19 protein-coding genes are annotated in these 17,168 nt (G+C 71.3%); 8 read left to right on the forward strand and 11 right to left on the reverse strand.

All coding sequences use genetic code 11. The features are described 5' to 3' along the window. The first annotated feature begins 75 nt into the window (after window positions 1-75). Window positions 76-432, forward strand: a complete 357-nt coding sequence (locus tag ACIA73_RS15575; RefSeq protein WP_399438990.1) for a hypothetical protein — start codon at window positions 76-78, stop codon at window positions 430-432. A 49-nt stretch (window positions 433-481) separates the two neighbouring features. On the opposite strand, the gene der is transcribed toward ACIA73_RS15575, so the two are convergent. The 5 genes from der to ACIA73_RS15600 all read right to left on the reverse strand — a co-directional run bounded on the left by der (window position 482) and on the right by ACIA73_RS15600 (window position 5,442). Then, window positions 482-1,972, reverse strand: coding sequence for a ribosome biogenesis GTPase Der (gene der, locus ACIA73_RS15580; protein ID WP_399438992.1), 1,491 nt, complete (start codon window positions 1,970-1,972; stop codon window positions 482-484). Window positions 1,973-2,054: 82 nt separating this feature from the next. Further along, window positions 2,055-2,756 carry a lysophospholipid acyltransferase family protein gene (locus tag ACIA73_RS15585; RefSeq protein WP_399438993.1) on the reverse strand — a complete coding sequence of 234 codons (702 nt, stop codon included), beginning with the start codon at window positions 2,754-2,756 and terminating at the stop codon, window positions 2,055-2,057. Then, window positions 2,714-3,457 carry a (d)CMP kinase gene (gene cmk, locus ACIA73_RS15590; RefSeq protein ID WP_399439052.1) on the reverse strand — a complete coding sequence of 248 codons (744 nt, stop codon included), beginning with the start codon at window positions 3,455-3,457 and terminating at the stop codon, window positions 2,714-2,716. Before cmk ends, ACIA73_RS15585 begins: the two co-directional genes overlap by 43 nt. A gap of 207 nt (window positions 3,458-3,664) precedes the next feature. Then, on the reverse strand, window positions 3,665-4,750 hold the full coding sequence (locus ACIA73_RS15595) for a prephenate dehydrogenase (protein WP_399438994.1): 1,086 nt from the start codon (window positions 4,748-4,750) through the stop codon (window positions 3,665-3,667). Between the two features lie 179 nt (window positions 4,751-4,929). After that, window positions 4,930-5,442, reverse strand: a complete 513-nt coding sequence (locus tag ACIA73_RS15600) for a YidB family protein (protein ID WP_399438995.1) — start codon at window positions 5,440-5,442, stop codon at window positions 4,930-4,932. 187 nt (window positions 5,443-5,629) lie between these two features. On the opposite strand from ACIA73_RS15600, the gene ACIA73_RS15605 reads away from it, so the two are divergent. From ACIA73_RS15605 to ACIA73_RS15635, 7 genes are all read left to right on the forward strand, one after another. Continuing rightward, complete coding sequence (locus tag ACIA73_RS15605) at window positions 5,630-6,337, forward strand: hypothetical protein (protein ID WP_399438996.1); 708 nt, start codon at window positions 5,630-5,632, stop codon at window positions 6,335-6,337. Window positions 6,338-6,384: 47 nt separating this feature from the next. Continuing rightward, window positions 6,385-6,981 carry a DUF6529 family protein gene (locus tag ACIA73_RS15610; protein WP_399438997.1) on the forward strand — a complete coding sequence of 199 codons (597 nt, stop codon included), beginning with the start codon at window positions 6,385-6,387 and terminating at the stop codon, window positions 6,979-6,981. 52 nt (window positions 6,982-7,033) lie between these two features. Then, window positions 7,034-7,507 (forward strand): Rieske (2Fe-2S) protein, encoded by a 474-nt coding sequence (locus ACIA73_RS15615; protein WP_399438998.1) that lies wholly within the window; start codon window positions 7,034-7,036, stop codon window positions 7,505-7,507. 17 nt (window positions 7,508-7,524) lie between these two features. Next, window positions 7,525-8,262, forward strand: coding sequence for a DNA polymerase beta superfamily protein (locus ACIA73_RS15620; protein ID WP_399438999.1), 738 nt, complete (start codon window positions 7,525-7,527; stop codon window positions 8,260-8,262). Window positions 8,263-8,287: 25 nt separating this feature from the next. Continuing rightward, window positions 8,288-8,722 (forward strand): hypothetical protein, encoded by a 435-nt coding sequence (locus ACIA73_RS15625; protein WP_399439000.1) that lies wholly within the window; start codon window positions 8,288-8,290, stop codon window positions 8,720-8,722. Between the two features lie 14 nt (window positions 8,723-8,736). Next, window positions 8,737-10,914, forward strand: a complete 2,178-nt coding sequence (locus tag ACIA73_RS15630) for a hypothetical protein (protein WP_399439001.1) — start codon at window positions 8,737-8,739, stop codon at window positions 10,912-10,914. Window positions 10,915-11,070: 156 nt separating this feature from the next. After that, a complete protein-coding gene (locus ACIA73_RS15635; RefSeq protein ID WP_399439002.1) occupies window positions 11,071-11,658 on the forward strand; it encodes a hypothetical protein in 588 nt (195 codons plus the stop codon). On the opposite strand, the gene ACIA73_RS15640 is transcribed toward ACIA73_RS15635, so the two are convergent. The 6 genes from ACIA73_RS15640 to ACIA73_RS15665 form a co-directional block, all read right to left on the reverse strand. Beyond that, complete coding sequence (locus tag ACIA73_RS15640) at window positions 11,547-12,587, reverse strand: ADP-ribosylglycohydrolase family protein (protein ID WP_399439004.1); 1,041 nt, start codon at window positions 12,585-12,587, stop codon at window positions 11,547-11,549. The two genes, ACIA73_RS15635 and ACIA73_RS15640, sit on opposite strands and share 112 nt — an antisense overlap. Beyond that, complete coding sequence (locus ACIA73_RS15645; protein WP_399439005.1) at window positions 12,587-13,363, reverse strand: NUDIX hydrolase; 777 nt, start codon at window positions 13,361-13,363, stop codon at window positions 12,587-12,589. The genes ACIA73_RS15640 and ACIA73_RS15645 overlap by 1 nt, the downstream gene beginning before the upstream one ends. Beyond that, on the reverse strand, window positions 13,360-13,983 hold the full coding sequence (gene pnuC, locus ACIA73_RS15650; protein WP_399439006.1) for a nicotinamide riboside transporter PnuC: 624 nt from the start codon (window positions 13,981-13,983) through the stop codon (window positions 13,360-13,362). The genes ACIA73_RS15645 and pnuC overlap by 4 nt, the downstream gene beginning before the upstream one ends. Window positions 13,984-14,136: 153 nt before the next feature. Further along, window positions 14,137-15,552, reverse strand: a complete 1,416-nt coding sequence (locus ACIA73_RS15655) for a pseudouridine synthase (protein ID WP_399439007.1) — start codon at window positions 15,550-15,552, stop codon at window positions 14,137-14,139. After that, window positions 15,552-16,169 carry an SMC-Scp complex subunit ScpB gene (scpB, locus tag ACIA73_RS15660; protein WP_399439008.1) on the reverse strand — a complete coding sequence of 206 codons (618 nt, stop codon included), beginning with the start codon at window positions 16,167-16,169 and terminating at the stop codon, window positions 15,552-15,554. The genes ACIA73_RS15655 and scpB overlap by 1 nt, the downstream gene beginning before the upstream one ends. Further along, the gene (locus ACIA73_RS15665; protein WP_399439009.1) at window positions 16,166-17,164 is read right to left on the reverse strand and encodes a segregation and condensation protein A; all 999 of its coding nucleotides are present in this window, start codon (window positions 17,162-17,164) and stop codon (window positions 16,166-16,168) included. The genes scpB and ACIA73_RS15665 overlap by 4 nt, the downstream gene beginning before the upstream one ends. Window positions 17,165-17,168 lie beyond the last annotated feature (4 nt).

Here is a 17,168-nt window from a genome sequence, read left to right on the forward strand (position 1 = left end):
GGGATCGACCCGGATGCGCCGGTTCCGCCCTCCGGGTACCCGCATCCGACGGGCAGTGGGGTCGTTGGCACGTACGTGCACTCATACGACCCCACTCGCCCGTACCAGAGCCAGATCCCCGCCATGCGGCCGGCCCAGGAAGCCCCGCACCCCACCTTCACGCCGATCTACGACGCGCTCTACTCGGAGTACCGCAGATCCTTCCGGGCCCTGCCGGGCGACCGGACCGGCGAGGAGGACCTCGGGTTCACGGCCTTCGGCACGACGCCGGGCATGCCTCACCACCACGGCGTCCAGCCCCACGGGCAGTCGCACACGGCTCCGTACAGCAGCCCCTGGCAGAACCTGCACACCCAGCACGGCCAAGGGCGGCAGCACACCGGGAACCATCTTCCCGCCGCACTGCCGCCCGGCCCCCGAAGGGGTTACTGACCTACTGGCCGCTGCCTGCTGGAGGCCGCGGCCTCTTCATGGCCGCTGCCTACTTGTTGCGGCCGCGCTTCTCGCGCACCCGTACCGAGATGTGGATCGGTGTTCCCTCGAAGCCGAACTCCTCGCGCAGACGGCGCTCCACGAAGCGCCGGTAGCCGGCCTCCAGGAAGCCCGAGGCGAACAGCACGAACCGCGGCGGCTTGGCGCCTGCCTGCGTCCCGAACAGGATGCGGGGCTGCTTGCCGCCGCGGACCGGGTGCGGGTGGGCGGCGACCAGCTCGCCGAGGAAGGCGTTGAGGCGGCCGGTGGGGACACGCGTCTCCCAGCCCTCGATGGCCGTCTCGATCGCCGGAACCAGCTTCTCCATGTGGCGGCCGGTGAGGGCGGAGACGTTGACGCGCGGGGCCCAGGCGACCTGGGCCAGCTCGGTCTCGATCTCGCGCTCCAGGTAGTAGCGACGCTCCTCGTCGAGGGTGTCCCACTTGTTGAAGGCGATCACCATGGCACGGCCGGCCTCGACGGCCATGGTGATGATGCGCTGGTCCTGCACCGAGATGGACTCGCTGGAGTCGATCAGTACGACGGCGACCTCGGCCTTCTCCACGGCGGCCGCCGTGCGGAGCGAGGCGTAGTAGTCGGCCCCCTCCTGGAGGTGGACGCGGCGGCGGATACCGGCGGTGTCGATGAACTTCCAGGTGACGCCACCGAGCTGGATCAGCTCGTCGACCGGGTCGCGGGTGGTCCCGGCCTGCTCGTTGACGACGACCCGGTCCTCCTTCGCGACCTTGTTCAGCAGCGAGGACTTGCCGACGTTCGGACGGCCGATGAGGGCGATCCGGCGGGGGCCGCCCAGCGGGGTGCCGTTGGCGAAGGACTGCTCGGGGGCGTCCGGGAGCGCCTCCAGGACGGCGTCCAGCATGTCGCCGGTGCCGCGGCCGTGCAGCGAGGAGACCGGGTGCGGCTCGCCGAGCCCGAGCGACCACAGCGCGGTGGCGTCGGCCTCGCCGGACAGGCCGTCGACCTTGTTGGCGCACAGCACGACCGGCTTGCCGGCCTTGCGGAGCAGCCGTACGACGGCCTCGTCCGTGTCGGTGGCACCGACCGTCGAGTCGACCACGAAGACGACAGCGTCGGCGGTCTGGATCGCGTACTCGGCCTGGGCGGCGACCGAGGCGTCGAGCCCCAGCACGTCCTGCTCCCAGCCGCCGGTGTCCATCACCTTGAAGCGGCGGCCCGCCCACTCGGCCTCGTAGGAGACGCGGTCGCGGGTGACGCCGGGCTTGTCCTGCACGACGGCCTCGCGGCGGCCGATGATGCGGTTCACCAGGGTCGACTTGCCCACATTGGGGCGGCCGACGACGGCGAGCACGGGAAGGGGACCGGCGTTCGCCTCGTCGAGGGCTCCCGCGATTTCCTGCGCGTCGAAGCCCTCCTGCGCGGCGAGCTCCATGAACTCCGCGTACTCGGCGTCACCGAGCGCACCGTGCGAGGCGCCCTGCTCGGGTCCGTGCTCGTCGCCGGAGTGGATCTGGTCGTTCATGAAGTCCGTTCCTCAATCATCATCGATGAGCCGCGATCACCGCGGCCCACTACTCAAGTCTCGCCCACCCGCAGGCCTGGCGCTAACGGCCGGTGAGCCGCCTGGCTCCGGCCAGGTGTGCGGCCAGCCGCTCCTGGATCCGCACGGTGGCCTCGTCCAAGGCCTTTCTGGTACGCCGCCCACTGCCGTCACCGGCGTCGAACGCGTCGCCGAAGACGACGTCGACCCGGCCGCGCAGCGGAGGCACCCCGCGTATCAGCCGGCTCCTGCGCCCGGTGCTGCCGAGCACGGCGACCGGGACGATGGGCGCCCCCGACCGTACGGCGAAGTACGCGAGCCCGGCGCGCAGCGAGGCGAAGTCACCCTCGCCCCGCGAGCCCTCGGGGAAGATCCCCAGTACGCCGCCGTCGCGCAGCACGCCCAGCGCGTCGGTGACGGCGGCGCGGTCGGCGCCGGAGCGGTCGACCTTCAGCTGGCCGATGCCCCGCAGGAACGGGTCGAGGGGGCCGACGAAGGCCTCCTTCTTGATCAGGAAGTGCACCGGGCGGGGTGCGGTTCCCATCACCATCGGACCGTCGACGTTGTGCGCGTGGTTCACGGCGAGGATGACAGGCCCGGAGGCCGGCACCCGCCAGGAGCCCAGCACACGGGGCTTCCACAGGCCGTACATCAGGCCGATGCCGATGCCCCGGCCCACGGCGGCGCCACGGCGGGTGGCGACGCCGGGAGAGTCCTTCTCGGTCACTTGCCGGCCCGCTTCTCCTCGACCAGGGTGACGACGCACTCGATGACCTGGTCGAGGGTCAGTTCGGTGGTGTCCACCTCGACCGCGTCGTCGGCCTTGGCCAGCGGGGAGGTCTTCCGGCCGGAGTCGGCTGCGTCCCGCTTGATCAGGGCTTCCTTGGTGGCGGCGACATCGGCGCCCTTGGTCTCGCCGCTGCGCCGGGCCGCGCGGGCCTCCGGGGAAGCGGTGAGGAAGACCTTGAGGTCGGCGTCCGGCAGAACGGTCGTCCCGATGTCCCGGCCCTCGACCACGATGCCGCCGTCGGCGCCGCGGGCGATCTCACGCTGGAGCTCGGTGATCCGGGTGCGGACCTCCGGGACGGCACTGACGGCGCTGACCTTGGAGGTGACCTCGGGGGTACGGATCGGTCCGGCGGCGTCCACGCCGTCGACCGTGATGGTCGGGGCGGACGGGTTGGTGCCGGAGACGATCGCGGGCTTGGCAGAAGCGGTGGCCACAGCTGCCGCGTCCGTCACGTCCACCCCGTTGGTCAGCATCCACCAGGTGATCGCGCGGTACTGGGCGCCGGTGTCGAGGTAGCTCAGGCCGAGCTTGGCGGCGACGGCCTTGGACGTGCTGGACTTGCCCGTGCCGGAGGGGCCGTCGATGGCGACAATCACTGCTGCCGGGGCGGTCCGGGCGGCGTTTTCCACGGTGTCGGACACCTTCCTGGTACACGGGCGGAGGGAGACAGGCTGCATCACTGCCAACCATCTACGGTACCGCCTGAATGCCACACCCTTGACGGCCAGCCCCCGATCCCACGGCTCCCCCGGTCCCGCGGCTCCTCCGGCCCTGCGGCTCCCCCGGCCCCGCGACTCCTCCGGCCCTGCGGCTCCCCCGGTCCCGCGACTCCTCCGGCCCGCCACAGCCCGGCCGATCGGCGGGGCCGCCCCGGAAGGGGCCGGTTACTTCCGCAGCCCCCAGCCCCGCTCCACCAGAGCCCGCGACAGCGAATCCACCGCCCCCGGCTCCACCATCAACTGCACCAGCCCCGCCTGCTGCCCCGTCGCGTGCTCGATCCGCACATCCTCGATATTGACCCCCGCCTGCCCCGCGTCGGCGAAGATCCTGGCGAGCTGCCCCGGCTGGTCACTGATCAGAACGGCGACGGTCTCGTACACCGTCGACGCCGAACCGTGCTTGCCCGGCACCCGCACCCGCCCCGCGTTCCCCCTGCGCAGCACGGACTCGATCCCGTCCGCCCCGCCCCGCCGCTTCTCCTCGTCGTCGGACTGCAGCGCGCGCAGCGAGGACACCGTCTCGTCCAGGTCGGAGGCGACCGAGGCCAGTACGTCCGCCACCGGCCCCGGGTTCGCCGAAAGGATCTCCACCCACATCCGCGGATCCGACGCCGCGATCCGCGTCACGTCCCGGATCCCCTGGCCACACAGGCGTACCGCCGTCTCGTCCGCCTCCTCCAGCCGCGCCGCCACCATCGACGACACCAGCTGCGGGGTGTGCGAGACCAGGGCGACCGCCCGGTCGTGGGCGTCCGCGTCCATCACCACCGGCACCGCCCGGCACAGCGCCACCAGCTCCAGCGCCAGGTTGAGCACCTCGGTGTCACTGTCCCTGGTCGGCGTCAGCACCCACGGCCGCCCCTCGAAGAGGTCCGCCGAACCCGCCAGCGGCCCGGACTTCTCCTTGCCCGCCATCGGATGCGTCCCGATGTACGGGGTGAGGTCGCAGCCCAGCGCCTCCAGCTCGCGCCGCGGTCCGCCCTTCACACTGGCCACGTCGATGTACCCGCGCGCCACTCCACGCCGCATCGCGTCCGCCAGGGTCGCCGCGACATGCGTAGGCGGTACGGCGACGATCGCCAGGTCGACCCGGTCCTCGGGCACCGCGTCGGTCCCCGCGCCGAGCGCCGCGGCGGTGCTCGCCCGGTCCGGGTCGTGGTCGGCGAGGTGGACGGTGACGCCCCGGGCCGCGAGGGCGAGGGCGGCGGACGTACCGATCAGACCGGTGCCGATGACGAGTGCGGTTCTCACGGGGCGGGGTCCTTGCGCAGGAGTGGGTTCGAAGGGGGCTGATTCAGCCTAGTAGGAGGCCACAGCGCCGACGGCCCCGGCCGCCCGCACCGCGTACCTGTACGAGGACAGGGCGTACGCGAACGCGGGCGGCCGGGGCCGTGGGGAGGAGCTGGAGGTGGGGGTGCGGGAGGGGCCCCTCAGAGCCCCTGCTGCCGGATGAGGTCCTCCAGCGAGGTCGCCTGCGGCATCGACCCCTCCGGGGTCAGCTTGTCGACCGCCTGCGGGAGCGCCTGTGCCACCTGGTCGGCGGCCTCCTGCGGGGTCACCCCGGTCTCCTGGGCGACCTGCGCGAGGGCCTCGTCCGGGAGGGCCTGGGCGACCTGCTCGCCGCTGACCGCCTTGTTCTCGCCGGTGCCGACCCAGGACTCGGCCTGCTCGGCGAGGCCGGACTTCTTGAGCATGTCCATGATGCCGTCGAGCGGGCTGCCGCCGCCCTGGCCGCCGGCCGCGCCGCCACCGGCCGCCTGGCCGCCACCGCCGAGGGCACTGAGGAGCGAGCCGAGGATGTTCCCGGCGCCGCCGGAACCGGAGTTTCCGCCGCCCAGTAGGCCGCCGAGGAGACTGCCGAGGTCGTTGCCCGCCATGGTCCTGCCTTTCGAGATGCGTTCGAGAAGGTCGAGTCCGGACTCGGACTCATCAGACTCGTTCAATCTCGCCCAGATGCGGTCATGCTGCCACTCAGACGGACTCGGCATGACTCAGCGGGATCCGTCCGATTCTCCCGCGCGCCCCCCGCGACCGCCGGTTCGGCATGTCCTGGCTATGGACGACAGGGCCCGGGGTCCGCTTGCATGGTGTGTCCGGCACCGCCTACCCGGTGTCGCGGGGAGGCCCCCAATGAAACGCTCAGGTCCCCTCTACACACTGCTCGCAGGTCTCCTGCTGGCGGTCTTCATGCTGTCGCTCAACGCGACCACGGGCACCAAGAGTTCGGGGTACGGAGGGGGCGCCGCCGCCTCCACACCCCCGAGCCCCTCGGACCCGGGCGCCACTGCTACCCCTGGCGCCTCCTCCGCCCCACCCCCCTCTACCGCCCCACCCTCCGCTCCTTCCACCGCGGCTCCCTCGCCGTCGGCCACCGCCCCCGAGAGCGTCTACGCGGGGCGTACCGCCGACGACTCGGCCGCCGTGTCCCTCTCCGTAAGGGACGGCAAGGCGGTGGCGTACTACTGCGACGGCCGCACCCGCGAGTCCTGGCTGAAGGGCAATGTCGAGGACGACGGCAGCATGACCCTGACCGGGAAGAACGGCGCCAAGCTGGAGGCCACTACCCGCGCCGGGAAGGTCCAGGGCCAGGTCGAGGTCGCGGACCGCCCGCAGAACTTCACCGCGGCCAGGGCCACCAAACCCTCCGGCCTCTACCGCGCCACCGCCCAAGTGCGCGGCGCCCAGATCGACGGCGGGTGGATCGTCCTCCAGGACGGCCGCCAGGTAGGCATCGTCAACCGCGCCGGCAAGCCGTCCCCCGCTCCTAGCATCGACCCGGCCAACGGCGCCGTGGTCATCGACGACGCCCGGCTGCTGGCCCGCCCGGTCGCCCCGTAACCGCCCCACAGCCGACCCGAGCGCAGCATCCAGGGAGTGACCCCGAGATGAGCAACGTCGATCCCAGCGCACCCACCGCCTCGTTCCCCTCCCCGGTCGGCAATCACGCCCGCCCGGGCCCGGCCCGCTGGCTCGTCCCTGCGCTGGTGGCCGCGGTGGTGGCGGTCGGCCTCGGGGCGTACGGCAAGATCCACGACCCGGCCGGTACGGCGTTCAACCTGGCCGGGTTCAGCAGCACGGGCGCGGTGAAGTCCTGGCTGGCGACAGGGGCGTTCGTCTTCGCTCTCGCCCAGATCCTGCTGGCGCTGGCCATGTACGGGAAGCTGCCGGGCGTCCGCGGCACTCCCACCCTCTCCAGCGCACACCGCTGGTCCGGCCGCATCGCCTTCCTCCTCGCGGTACCGGTCGCCGTCCACTGCCTCTACGGTCTCGGCTTCCAGACCTTCGGCAGCCGGGTGATGTGGCACTCTCTGGCGGGCTGCTTCTTCTTCGGGGCGTTCAGCGCCAAGATGCTGCTGCTGCGTGCGGAACGGCTGCCCGGCTGGCTGCTGCCGGTGGTGGGCGGCCTGCTCTTCACCGTGCTCACCGTGGTCTGGCTGACCTCGGCACTGTGGTTCTTCCGCACCTTCGACGTCTCCACCTGACGCCTCACCGCTCTCGTACCTCCTCCGTCCTCTCCAAGGGAGCCAAACCCCTATGCACCCACCCACCACCCGCCGCACCGTCCTCGCGGCGGCAGCCGGCACGGCGGCCGTCCTGGCCACCGGCTGCACCAAGTACGGCGACGAGGGCGGCGCGGGCGGCGACAACGAGCCGCCCGCCGAATCCACCGCTCCGCCACCCGCGTCCTCCGGTGCCGCCTCCGGCCAACAGCCGCCCAAGCCCGCCCCGTTGGCCACCACTTCGGAGATCCCGGTGGGCGGCGGCAAGGTCTTCAAGGACGAGAAGGTGGTCGTCACGCAGCCCGAGGCGGGCAGCTTCAAGGCTTTCTCCGCCGTCTGCACCCACCAGGGCTGCACGGTCGCCGACGTCTCCGGCGGCACCATCAACTGCCCCTGTCACGGCAGCAAGTTCCGCCCCGCCGACGGCTCGGTGGCGGGCGGGCCCGCCCCGCAGCCCCTGCCCCCGCGCGCCATCACCGTCGAAAAGAACGCGATTCGCCTGACCTGACCAGCCACAATCCCCGTATGACACCCCCTCCCTCAGCACCTCCTTCCTCAGCACCCCCCTCCTCACTCGACCTCGTCCGCGACCACACCCTCTACTCCTGCGTCATGGGCTCCCGCGCCTTCGGCCTGGCGACGGAGGACAGCGACACGGACATCCGGGGCGTCTACCTCGCCCCCACTCCCCTCTTCTGGCACTTCGACAAGCCCCCCACCCACCTGGACGGCCCCGCCCCCGAACAGTTCTCCTGGGAGCTGGAGCGCTTCTGCGAACTCGCCCTGCGCGCCAACCCCAACATCCTCGAAGTCCTGCACTCCCCGCTCCCCCTCGCCGTCACCGACACCGGCCGCGAACTCCTCTCCCTGCGCGCCGCGTTCCTCACCCGGCAGGCCCGCGCCACCTTCGTCGGCTACGCCGACAGCCAGCGCCGCAAGATCGAGGCCGACGTCCGCCGGTACGGCGCCCCCCGCTGGAAGCACGCCATGCACCTGCTGCGTCTGGTGATGTCCTGCCGGGACCTTCTCCGTACGGGTGAATTGACCCTCGACGTGGGCGACGCCCGCGCCTGTCTCCTCGACGTCAAACGCGGCGAAGTCCCCTGGCCGGAGATCGAGTCCCGTCTCCACCGTCTGGTCAACGAGGCCACCGAAGCCGAATTCAGCAGTCCGCTTCCCGCCCTCCCCGACCGCGCCCGGGTGGAAGACTTCCTGATCCGTACGCGCCGCAGGTCGGCCCTCGTGTACGGGGAGCCCGTGTAGCAAACACCTGGGGAGGGACCGGCCAGTGGCCTGGGACGAGTGGGAACGGTTGAAGTCCGGCAGCGGGAGCGGCGGCGGCCGCCCCGATCTGGTGGCCCGCCAGGACGACCTCGGCGCGGTCGGCCACGAGGCGTTCGTACTCCACCGCGCGCTCACCGACCGCGCGAACGTCGCGGGCTCCGCCCCCGGAAAATCCGGTTCCTGTACGTCGTCCCAGGCGGCCGCCGCCCTCAAGAGCCACCACTTCACCATGGGCGCCGCCCTGGAGACCACCGTCACCCGCTGGACCTCCCAGCTGAGCGCCCTCCTCCAGGCCTGCGCCCACGTCTCCAACCACCTCGACCACACCAGGGCCACCCACGCCCAGGACGACGCCAAGATCAAGGCGGCCCTGCGCGGAATCGACTCCGCGCCCGCACCCCCGGTCCCGGTGTCCCGCCTCTCCGAGTACTTCAAGTAGGTCGACGCCCCCACATGAGCCCCCTCACGCCCACGGACGTCGCCGAGGCCGACCTCGCCCCGCTCGGCCATGCGGCCGCCGACTGGAAACGCACCGCATCCCACCTGAAGTCCCTCGCCGCCCAAGCCCGTTCCGGCCTCCTGGCCAAGTCGGAGCGGGCCCGCTGGGAGGGCGTCAACGCGGCGGTCACCCGTGACTTCATCCGCAAAACAACAAAGGAGTTCGACGACGCGGAGACGGAGGCGTCGAGCATCGCGGCGATCCTGACGGACGCCCACCGGGAACTCACCCGCATCCAGAAGTCGGTACGCCACCTCCGCGACGTGGAGGGCCCGAAGCTGGGCCTTCCGCTGAAGGGCCCGGCCGGAGTTCCGCTCCCCTCGCTCAACCCCCGTACCTCCGCGGACCGCGAGCTGCTCCACCAGCTCTCCCTGCTGGCTGCTCACGCGACCGAGATCGACGCCTCGGTGGCCCGCGCCCTTCGCACGTCCCACGGCGAGGACACCGCCAACTTCGGTCACCGCGCCTACGGCTCCCTCAACGACGCCCAGCGCGAACGCGCCCTCGAACTGGCCAAGGTCGGCACTCTGATGACCGACACCCAGTTCTCCGAGCTCAACGCCCTCCTGAAGTTCAACGCCCAGGACTCGGCCTTCTCCACCAGCTTCTTCAAGGGCCTGGGCGGCCCCCGCCAGACCCTGGACTTCTACGGCCGCATGTCCCTCGACAGCACACTGGGCGACCAGCCCTCCCGCCTCGCACTCGCCAAGGAACTCCAACGCGCCATGGGCCGGGCACTAGCCTCCGCCACGGACCCCGACAACCCCGCCCACCTTCCCGCCACCTGGGCCGGGGAGTTCCGCGAACTGGGCACCCAACGCCTCGCCTTCGACCACCTCCCCCGGGACAACCCCTACGGCTACCAGGTCCTGGGCGGCCTCCTCCGCCACGGCAACTACGACCCCCGCTTCCTGAACCCCCTCGCCGAGGACATCCTCCGCCTCCACAAGGAGGACCCCGGGATGTTCACGGACACCCGGCCCCACCGCAACGACGACCCCGACTTCGGCTTCAACCCCTCCGGCGGAACCGGCGCCGGCTACGACCCCCTCACCAGCGCCCTGGAGGGCCTGGGCCACAGCCCCGAAGCCGCAAAGGAGTTCTTCAAGGGAGGCCGCCACCTGGACGACCTGACCTCCCCCGACTTCAAGTGGCCCCCGGACACCCTGGACCACGACACGGACTCCCACGACGGAGGCCCGGACGCACTGGGCCACGCGCTGGAGGCGGCGACGACGGGGCACCCGTGGGACAACGCCGCCCTGGGACTGCACCGGGACGCGGAGACCGCCGCGATCATGAGGAAGGTCATCACCCTGTACAGCCCAACGTCGGACGTGGAGCCGCAGGGTGCGCTGATGGACAGCTTGGGGCGGATGGGAGCGGCATACATCGACGACCTGAACTATTCGACGCTGAACTTCGGCGACGGAGGCGACGACCTGGGCAGGGGCGAGCTCTTCCGCCTGGGCGGAACTCCGCGCACGGACTTCGGCGAGTTCGAGGCACGGAACTTCATGAACGTGGTCGCGGGAAGCGAAGAGGGATACAAGATCCTTTCAGCGGCCCAGCAGGTGTACACCTCCAGCGCGCTGGCCTCCTTCGAGGACGACCATGGCTCTGGTGTGGCCTTCGCGCACAACGCCGCCAAGGTGCACGGAATTCTGGACCAGTCGCGGATCTCGCAGGTCGAACTCGACTTCAAGGACACAGAGGAACAGGCGAACCTGAGCGAGGAGAAGAAGGGCGAGTGGCGCAAGTACGCCGTCGAGGGCGCGGCCGCAGCGGTCGCGGGCATCGGCAGCACGCTCATTCTCGGCCCTGCCGCAGGCGTGGCCGTGGCGACTGCGGTGCCCTTGGCGATGGACGCCGGGGCGGGTGCCGTGGGCACCGCGTACGGGAACCACACGTTGCAGTACCTCAAGGACAACGAGGTCAAGAACGACGGCGAGGCCCTCAAGTCGATGCAGGAGATCGAGGATTCCTGTGCGGCGGGAACGTGGCATCCGGTTTCCAGGTACGCAAACGCAGTCGGCCTGTCCGAGGAGGAGCGCAGAGAGCTGCACCGGGAAATCGAAGAGTCGCACGCACTCGGCAGATCCAAGATGCAGTCAGCCCGACAGGTCAGTTGAGGAACGATGAACAGAATCCGTTCAATTAACGGCACCCTCCTCGTGGTCGCATGCGTCGCAACGGCATGCTCCGCTCCTCGCAGCGATCCGCCCGTCGGGCAACGGATCTGTGCCTCCCTCATGGGAACGGGCTACGTGGAGTCCGTAACGCGGTCAATGCACCGTGGAGATGTCGAGTACGCCAACACTGGCGTTCCGCTGAAGAAGCTACTCGCTGCTCTACTGGCCGAAGGACGTTCGTGGCGTCCGGGAGACGACTACTACGCCCACGACATCACACCTTGCGTCTTCGGCGCGACCACGTCCCGGGACTCCCTCACAGTGAAAGTGGGCTGGTTCGGAGCACCGCTGTCGACGCTACGGAACGACTGGCACCCAGCAGGCGGCGACGTCCTCTCCGGTTGGTGGCTCCACGAGGACGACTCCCGCTACGCCTTCCCCTGCAAAGTCACCGGCTCACACTCCGCCCAACAGGAGCAGATCCCACTCTCGGTGCGCCTCAACGCCAAGAACCTCGACGGCTTCACCCCCGAGCTTCGCAGCCGGGTCGCCGCCGCCCTCGCCCGCACGGTGGCCACCCAGCTCCACTGCGCCAACAGGCCCGCCATCCCGGCCCGCCTGACCACCCCTCCCTACAACCCCGTCCGCTCCACCCCGTCCCACTCCTCCCCCAACCCCTCCAGCTCCCCCCGGTACTCCACCCGCTCCACCCACTCCCCCGGCCAAGCCCCCGCCCCCAGATGAGCGCCCGCGAACGCTCCCGCGAGGCAGGCGATCGAATCCGAGTCGCCCCTCGTGCACGCCGCCCGGCGCAGCGCCAGCAGCGGTTCCTGCGGGAACCACAGGAAGCACAGCAGCGCCGTCGCCAACGCCTCCTCCGCGACCCACCCCTCCCCCGTCACCAGACACGGATCCACCTCCGGCGACACCGCCGGATCCCGCAGCGCCGCCTCCAGCCCCTCCAGGACCACCAGACACTCGTCCCACCCCCGCGCGATGAAGTCCGCCGGCAGCGCGTCGTCGGCGTAGGTCCACAGGTCCCCCAGCCACCGCTCGTGATACCGCGTCCGGTTCTCCAGGGCGTACGACCGCAACTGGCCGACCAGCCCCGCCGGTTCCGCCCCCTGCGCCAGCAGGAACACTGCTCGCGCGGTCAGGTCACTCGCCGCCAGCCCCGTCGGATGACCGTGCGTCAGCGCCGCCTGCAACTGCGCGATCCCGGCCCGCTCGCTCTCCCCCAGCCCCGGCGCCAGCCCCACCGGCGCCACCCGCATGTTCGCCCCGCACCCCTTGGAGCCGATCTGCGAGGCCCGCTGCCAGGGAAGGTCGCTGTCGAGCAGTCGGCACGCCACCATGCAGGTCCGCCCCGGCGCACGGTTGTTCTCCGGCGAGTGGTACCAGTCCACGAACTCCTCCCGCACCGGCCGCTCGAACCTCAGCGGGCCCAGCGGCCCCCGCGCCATCGCACGCCGCAGTCCCCGCCCGAGCGCCAGCGTCATCTGGGTGTCGTCGGAGACAAAGGCCTTCTTCGGCAGCTCCATCTCCCGCCAGGGCCCGCACTTCGCCAGGATCGACGGCACGTCGTTGAACTCGGTGGGAAAGCCGAGCGCATCCCCGAGGGCCAGCCCCAGCAGCGATCCGGTGGCCGCCCGCTTCGTACGTATCGCACTCATCAGGAAAATCCCTTCGTCGACTTTTCGACAGATCGTTCGGACGGCCGCGCCAACGGCGGCCGCAGCAACGGGGGATGCAGCACACTCGCCGCCCCCGCCCGGTAGAGCGCCGCCGGCTTCCCCCGCCCGCCGGTCCGCCGCAACTCCCCTCCCACCGGCTCCACGAACCCCTCCGCGGCCAGCACCTTGCGCCGGAAGTTGGGCCGGTCCAGGGTCACGCCCCACACCGTCTCGTACACCCGCAGCAGCTCCCCGAGGGTGAACTCCGGCGGGCAGAAGGCCATCGCGAGCGCCGTGTACTCCAACTTGCCGCCGATCCGCCGCCGGGCGTCCGCGAGGATCCGCCCGTGGTCGAACGCGAGCCCCAGCTCCCCTTCCACCGGCACCCACCGGGCCTCCACCGCGTCCCCGCCCCCACGCGGCTCCGGCAGATCGGGCAGCAGCGCCGCGAAGGCCACCGAGACGACCCGCATCCGGGGGTCCCGGCCGGGGTCGCTGTACGTCCGCAGCTGCTCCAGGTGGAGGCCGGTGACGACGTCCTGCGACAGCCCCGTCTCCTCGGCGAGTTCACGCAGCGCGGCCTGCTCGGCGGACTCGTCGGGGAGCAGGAACCCGCCGGGCAGCGCCCACTGCCCGGCGTACGGCTCCTGTCCGCGCCGTACCAGCAGCACCCTCAGCCGCCCCTCCCGGACGGTGAAGACCGCCAGGTCCGCGGTGACCGCGAACGGCTCGAAGGCGTGCGGGTCGTACCCCTCGGGCCTCGCAGAACCGGTCACTTGAGTGCCTCCTCCTCCGGTGCGGGCGGTGCAGCCGGCACCTCGGGTGCGGCCGGTCGGGCCGGTACGGGCACGGCCTGCCGCCACTCCCGCAGACCGACCACGCAGAGCGCGGCCAGCACGGCGTACAGCAGAGCCGTCGGCCAGAGCCCCTTGGCCGCGTACAGCGGTACGTGCACGACGTCGGCGACCAGCCACAGCAACCAGGACTCCAGGACCCTCCCGGCCTGCCCCCAAAGGGCCAGCAGCGACATCGTGGTGAGAGCGGCGTCCCAGAACGGCACCGTGGAGTCGGTGAAGCGCAGCAGTACGCAGGTCAGCAGGGCCGTCATCACCGCGCACGCCAGGGCCGACCGGACACCCTCGGTGCGGCGTACGTGCCGCACCGGGAGCGCGTGTCCTGGTCCACCCCCGTGGGTCCAGGACCACCAGCCGTACCCGGCGAGGGCGGTGAAGACGATCTGGAGCCCCGCGTCCGCGTAGAGCCCGGCACGGGAGAAGGCCACCGCGAACAGCAGGTTGGCGACCAGTCCCAGCGGCCAGTTGGCCACCTTCAGGCGAGCGAGCAGCCAGACGCTGAGTACGCCGAGGAGACAGCCGGAGATCTCGATGGCCGTCATCCCCGCCCTCCTTAATGGTCAGGTTGACTATAAAGCGAGTGGGAAATCGCCGCAAGAGGTCCCTGCGACGCCGCGCGCACGCAGAACAGCCCGCCGCACGACATGCGTGCGACGGGCTGCGGAGCGGCTGCCGGAGCAGCGAACGGGACCGGCCTAGAGGCCGACCTCCTTCATCAGCATGCCGACCTCGGTGTTGGTGAGGCGGCGCAGCCAGCCGGACTTCTGGTCGCCCAGCGGGATCGGCCCGAAGGACGTGCGGACCAGGCGCTCGACCGGGAAGCCGGCCTCGGCCAGCATCCGGCGGACGATGTGCTTGCGGCCCTCGTGGAGGGTGACCTCGACCAGGTAGTTCTTGCCGGTGTTCTCGACGACGCGGAAGTGGTCGGCGCGGGCGTACCCGTCCTCCAGCTCGATGCCGTCCTTGAGACGCTTGCCCAGGTCGCGCGGCAGCGGGCCCTGGATGGCGGCCAGGTACTGCTTCTTCACGCCGTACTTGGGGTGGGTGAGACGGTGGGCCAGCTCGCCGTGGTTGGTGAGCAGGATGATGCCCTCGGTCTCGGTGTCGAGACGGCCGACGTGGAACAGCCGCGTCTCGCGGTTGTTCACGTAGTCGTTGAGGTTCTGGCGGCCGTCCGGGTCACCCATGGTGGCGACGACACCGGCCGGCTTGTTCAGCGCGAAGAACAGGTGGGACTGGGCGGCGACGGTCAGACCGTCGACCTTGATCTCGTCCTTGTGCGGGTCGACCCGCATGCCCTGCTCGACCACGATCTGGCCGTTGACCTCGACGCGCGACTGCTCGATGAGCTCCTCGCACGCACGGCGCGAGCCCATACCGGCGCGGGCGAGGATCTTCTGCAGACGCTCGCCCTCCTCCTCGGCGCCCGGGAAGGTCTTCGCGACCTTGATGTCGGGCTTGCCCGCGTAGCGGTCCCGGTTGCGCTGCTCGATCTTGGCGTCGAGCTCGCGCGGGCGGGAGGCACCGGCGTTGAAGTTGCCGCGACGGCCCGGCTTCTGCGGGGTCTTCGGGGACTTGGGGCCGCCCTTGGCGCCGCCGCGCGCGGAGTCGCCGCGGCCACTGCGGGGGCCCTCGTGGGTGGCGGAGGGGCCTACGTCGTAACGCCGCTCCTCGGGACGGGGACGCTTCGGGCGCTGGTCGCGCTCGTCGTCGCGGGAGTCACGTCCGCCGTCGTAGCCGCCCTCGCGCCCGCCGCCGGACGTACCGCGCCCGCCGCCGAAGCCCTGGCCGCCACCGGAGCCGCCGCGACCGCCGCCGGAGGTGCCCCGGCCGCCGCCGAAGCCCTGGCCGCCGCCGGAGCGGCCGCCACCGGAGGACGCACCGCCGCGACCGCCGCCGAAGCCCTCACGTCCGCCGCCGGAGGCACCACGGCCGCCGGAGCCGCCGCGACCGCCGCCCGCCGAGCCCGAGCCGGAGCCCGCGCCCCGTCCGCCGCCGGAGCCGCCCGCGCCGCCGCGCCCGCCGCCTGCCGGGCCGCGTCCGTTGCCCGCGCCACCCCGCTGGTTCCGGTCGTTGCCGCTGCTGCCGCTGTTCCTGCCGTTGCTTCGCATCAAAAATCCGTCTTGTCGTCGTCTGCGTCGGTGTCCGGGGCGTCCGGATCGAACGACGGCACACCCTCTTGCGTCTCGGACTCGATCGCGTCCGCCTCTGGGAGGAAGGGAGCGAGCTCCGGGAGCTCGTCCAGGCCTCGCAGGCCCATCCGCTCCAGAAAGTAGTTCGTCGTCCTGTACAGGATCGCACCTGTTTCGGGTTCCGTGCCCGCCTCCTCCACCAGACCCCGCTGGAGGAGGGTCCGCATGACCCCGTCGCAGTTCACTCCCCGTACGGCCGAGACCCGCGACCGGGACACCGGCTGGCGGTACGCGACGACGGCCAGCGTCTCCAGGGCCGCCTGGGTGAGCCGCGACTGCTGTCCGTCCAGTACGAAGGCCTCCACCGCCTCCGCGTACCGCGAGCGCGAGTAGAACCGCCAGCCGCCCGCCACCAGCCGCAGCTCGAATCCCCGCCCCTGCACGGTGTACTCGTCGGCCAGCTCCCGCAGCGCGTCCGTCACCTCCCGCTCCGTACGGTCCAGGACCTTTCCCAGATGTACGGCGCCGGCGGGCTCGTCCACCACCATCAGCACGGCCTCCAGCGCCCCCTTGAGGTCCAGCTCCCGCTCACTCACTCCTTCTCCTCCACCGCAGAGTGCTCAGCATCGAATTCCCCGGTCACCACGAAATTCCCGCAGTCGCCGCCCGTCCAGGTCACCCTCAGCTCGCCCAGCGCCTCCTCCTGGTCGAGCGCGACGGCCTTCTCCCGGTACAGCTCCAGCAGGGCCAGGAAGCGCGCCACCACCGTCAGGGTGTCCGAGACGTCCCCCACCAGCTCGTGGAAACCGGCCGCCCCGCGCTCCCGCAGCAGCCCCACCACGATCGCCGCCTGCTCCTGCACGGACACCAGCGGCGCGTGAATGTGATCGACGTACACCTCGGGCTTCGTCCTGGGCTGCATCGCCTTCACCGCCAGCTTCGCGAACCCCTCGGCCCCGATGCTGATCACCACCTCGGGCAGCAGCTCCGCCAGCCGCTCCTCCAGCCCCACCGTCCGCGGATACCGCCGCCCCTCGGCCTCCCAGCGCTCCTCGAAGATCCCCGCGATCCTCTTGTACGCCCGGTACTGCAACAGCCGCGCGAAGAGCAGGTCCCGCGCCTCCAGCAGCGCCAGATCCGCCTCGTCCTCCACCTCGGCGGCGGGCAGCAGCCGGGCCGCCTTCAGGTCCAGCAGCGTCGCCGCCACCACCAGGAACTCGGTCGTCTGGTCCAGGTCCCAGTCCGGACCCATCGCCCGGATGTGCCCCATGAACTCGTCGGTGACCTTCGACAGCGCCACCTCCGTCACATCCAGCTTGTGCTTGGAGATCAGCTGAAGCAGCAGGTCGAACGGCCCCTCGAAATTCGCCAGCCGCACGGTGAACCGCCCGTCACCGGGCTCGGGAGGCCCACCGGGGACAGGAGCCTCACCAACCTCGGGAAGAGCAACAGGCTCGGGCTGGTCCGCCCCGTGGGCACGGCCGGGAAGAGGCGCGGCGGGGGCTGGAAACACCTCCGCCCCCGGTCCGCGCCCCAGTGGGCGCCGACCCGAGGGGCGGCCGGGTGAATCGTCTGACGGCGTGGGCGGCATCAAG

The sequence above is a fragment of the Streptomyces sp. NPDC051561 genome, assembly GCF_044454195.1.
Taxonomy (GTDB): Bacteria; Actinomycetota; Actinomycetes; order Streptomycetales; family Streptomycetaceae; genus Streptomyces.

What these genes read in the sequence shown, in the direction of transcription:
- der (WP_399438992.1), bottom strand. Translation starts at nt 1,972, where the DNA reads ATGAACGACCAGATCCACTCCGGCGACGAGCACGGACCCGAGCAGGGC.
- cmk (WP_399439052.1), bottom strand. Translation starts at nt 3,457, where the DNA reads ATGCAGCCTGTCTCCCTCCGCCCGTGTACCAGGAAGGTGTCCGACACC.
- ACIA73_RS15605 (WP_399438996.1), top strand. Translation starts at nt 5,630, where the DNA reads ATGAAACGCTCAGGTCCCCTCTACACACTGCTCGCAGGTCTCCTGCTG.
- ACIA73_RS15610 (WP_399438997.1), top strand. Translation starts at nt 6,385, where the DNA reads ATGAGCAACGTCGATCCCAGCGCACCCACCGCCTCGTTCCCCTCCCCG.
- ACIA73_RS15615 (WP_399438998.1), top strand. Translation starts at nt 7,034, where the DNA reads ATGCACCCACCCACCACCCGCCGCACCGTCCTCGCGGCGGCAGCCGGC.
- ACIA73_RS15620 (WP_399438999.1), top strand. Translation starts at nt 7,525, where the DNA reads ATGACACCCCCTCCCTCAGCACCTCCTTCCTCAGCACCCCCCTCCTCA.
- ACIA73_RS15630 (WP_399439001.1), top strand. Translation starts at nt 8,737, where the DNA reads ATGAGCCCCCTCACGCCCACGGACGTCGCCGAGGCCGACCTCGCCCCG.
- ACIA73_RS15635 (WP_399439002.1), top strand. Translation starts at nt 11,071, where the DNA reads ATGCACCGTGGAGATGTCGAGTACGCCAACACTGGCGTTCCGCTGAAG.
- ACIA73_RS15640 (WP_399439004.1), bottom strand. Translation starts at nt 12,587, where the DNA reads ATGAGTGCGATACGTACGAAGCGGGCGGCCACCGGATCGCTGCTGGGG.
- pnuC (WP_399439006.1), bottom strand. Translation starts at nt 13,983, where the DNA reads ATGACGGCCATCGAGATCTCCGGCTGTCTCCTCGGCGTACTCAGCGTC.
- ACIA73_RS15655 (WP_399439007.1), bottom strand. Translation starts at nt 15,552, where the DNA reads ATGCGAAGCAACGGCAGGAACAGCGGCAGCAGCGGCAACGACCGGAAC.
- ACIA73_RS15665 (WP_399439009.1), bottom strand. Translation starts at nt 17,164, where the DNA reads ATGCCGCCCACGCCGTCAGACGATTCACCCGGCCGCCCCTCGGGTCGG.